3 protein-coding genes and 1 pseudogene are annotated in these 2,480 nt (G+C 71.5%); all 4 read right to left on the reverse strand.

Features of this window, described 5'->3' with window-relative positions; translation table 11 throughout:
* On the reverse strand, positions 1–762 hold a 762-nt coding region (locus G6023_RS07430; RefSeq protein WP_182634770.1), incomplete at its 3' end, for a formylglycine-generating enzyme family protein.
* Positions 763–902: 140 nt separating this feature from the next.
* Complete coding sequence (locus G6023_RS07435; RefSeq protein WP_347570743.1) at positions 903–1,487, reverse strand: methylated-DNA--[protein]-cysteine S-methyltransferase; 585 nt, start codon at positions 1,485–1,487, stop codon at positions 903–905.
* Between the two features lie 74 nt (positions 1,488–1,561).
* The gene (locus tag G6023_RS07440) at positions 1,562–2,200 is read right to left on the reverse strand and encodes a suppressor of fused domain protein (RefSeq protein ID WP_163376327.1); all 639 of its coding nucleotides are present in this window, start codon (positions 2,198–2,200) and stop codon (positions 1,562–1,564) included.
* Positions 2,197–2,480, reverse strand: a pseudogene (locus tag G6023_RS07445) (glucose-6-phosphate dehydrogenase (coenzyme-F420)); the annotation flags it as partial. The gene G6023_RS07440 and the pseudogene G6023_RS07445, both read right to left, overlap by 4 nt.

Genomic DNA, 2,480 nt, shown 5'->3' on the forward strand with positions numbered 1-2,480 from the left:
CTGCTTCCACTCGCCGACGGTGACCTGGCGGGTGGCGACCTCACCGCCGGGGATCCACACCCGGTGGCGGGGACGCTCGTTGTCATAGGAGAACGCGGGGCCTGCGGCGGTGGCGGGGCTTGCGGCGGTGGCGCCCGAGCCGTCCCCGACGTCGGAGTCGCCGGGAGCCGGGGCGCCGACCTGCGCGACCCCCTCGGCGACGGCGAGCCACTCGGTCTCCCCCGGCGCCGCTCCTGCCGGGTCCGCCGCCCTGTGGACGTAGACCGGGTCGGTCGGGTTGTGCGAGAAGAGGTGCTTGATGTCCATGAGCAGCAACTCCTGGTGCTGTTGCTCGTGATGGCAGCCCAGCTCCAGCAGTTCGAGGCCACGCTCGTCGACCCGGCCCGCCTCGAGGGCGTCGACGACGGCCTCGTCGATGCGGGCGCGGAAGTCCCCGATCTCCGCCACCGACGGGCGGGTGATGAGCCCGCGCTGCGGCCGCGGCTGCCGTGGGCCGACCGCCTCGTAGTACGAGTTGAACAGGAAGCGGAACACCGGCTCCGGCGAGGTGTAGCCCGGCAGCCGACCCAGCACGAACTCCTCGAAGAACCACGTGGTGTGCGCCCGGTGCCACGCTGCGGGACTGGCGGCGGTCATCGACTGGGGGATCTGGTCCTCCGGGCTGAGCCGGGACGCGAGCAGGTCGGTGAGCCCCCGGACCTGCTGGAACTTCTCGACCACGCTCTCGGCGCGGTCGGTGGTGGCGACGGTTCCGGCTGTCATGGCTTCCCCCGTGGGTTGTGGTCGACGGCAGGCGGTCCGCGCCGACGGACCCCTCGGCCCCCGACGCTGACCGCCACCCTAACCACGGTGTGGCCGCCGTCCCACCGATCCGGCCGTGCCCGGATGAACGGCGGCGATGCCTACCGGAACGGGAGCGGGCCCGGCTTCCCGGCACGCTCGGCGGCGATGTTGCGTCGCTCGTGCTCGAGCAGCCGCAGCCGGTACTCGGGGCAGTTCCCCATGCCGCCATCGGCGCGGATCACCCGGTGGACGGGGATGACGAACGGCACCGGCACCAGCGTGCACAGCCGGCCGACGCGACGGGCGTTGCGTGGCCGGCCGGCGTCGATACTGACCTGGCCGTAGCTGGAGGTCTCGCCGTAGGGGATGTGCTGGATCTCGCGGTAGACCTCACGTGAGAATTCATCGTGGACCCCGGCCGCCGCCCAGTCCAGCGGGACGTCGAACCCGCGGAGCCTCCCGGCCAGGTAGTCCTCCACCTGTTCCGCGAGGCGGGCGAGGTGCTCCGCCGCGGCGCCGGGCTCGGGATCGCGGTCCTCGTCGTCGTCGTGATGTTTCACGTTGAACCAGGTCGCGGCGGCATCCCTGTGGTCGAGCTGGTCTGCGTCGAGCTGGTCCGCGTCCACCTGGACGAGGCGCGCGATGCCGTCGGGCGTGGCCTCGACGAGCATCAGCCCGGCCGCGGTGGCGAGTACGCGCGTCACGCCGCCGGGCGTCCGGGGCGCGGGCGCGCTCACACGGGTCCCACTCACACCAGGCCCACTCACACTGGGCCCACTCACACCACGCTCGGGCGGTCCGGGTTGGTGACGTCGGCGTCGGCGGTGTCGAGCTTCTCGAACAGGGCGTCGGCGCCGTCGCGACCGATGGCGGACATCTCCGCGGTGGTGATCGGCACGGCCTGCAGCCGCGTGAGCAGGGGGCCGGTGCCGTCGGGGCCGCCGGTCTCGTCGACCACCTGCAGGTCGGGCCACAGGAACGGCGGCGTGAGGACCAGGTGCTCGCACGTGCGGCCGGGATCGACCAGGCCGACCGCGTTGGGGATCACCGCGCCGGGCGCCACGTGGATGGAACCGGTGGCCACGGCGAGCGCGCACGCGTCCAGGACGTCGGCCATGGCGCGGTGACCGGTGCGGCCGACGGTGACGAACTCGGAGCGGATGTGTCGCCCCTCGGGCGTGGTGACGTTGGTGGGGAGCTCGCGGGCGCCCACGGTGGCGTAGGTGGAGAAGCCGGGCGCGGGAACGTCGTCGACGACGACGATGTCGCAATGCCACTCCGTTGTCTGACCCTCCTCATCCGGCTCGGTCTCGTGCGGATAGCGCAGGACGCGGACCGATTCCTTGTGGCCGAGGATGCCCTCGAGGCCGGAGAGATCGGCCGTGTCCGGGCCGGGGAGGTTGTTCTCGTTACTCATGCAAGGGCTCGCAGTCGCGGTTCGAGGTCGGAATTGAAGAGGTCGAGGAAGCGTTTCTGATCGTGGCCGGGGGCGTGGAAGACCAGGTGGTTCAGGCCCGCGTCGACGTATTTTTTGACCTGCTCGACGGCCTCGTCGGGGTCCGAGGCGACGATCCACCGCTTGGCGACCTGCTCGATCGGCAACTCATCCGCGAGGCGCTCCATCTCCCGCGGCGAGTCCACCGAGTGCTTCTGCTCCGATGTCAACGACAGCGGGGCCCAGAAGCGGCAGTTCTCCA

It is taken from the genome of Dietzia sp. DQ11-71 (assembly GCF_014144995.1).
Taxonomy (GTDB): Bacteria; Actinomycetota; Actinomycetes; order Mycobacteriales; family Mycobacteriaceae; genus Dietzia; species Dietzia kunjamensis.

Coding starts and splice junctions, on each gene's coding strand:
- G6023_RS07440 (WP_163376327.1), bottom strand. CDS start 2,200: ATGAGTAACGAGAACAACCTCCCCGGCCCGGACACGGCCGATCTCTCC.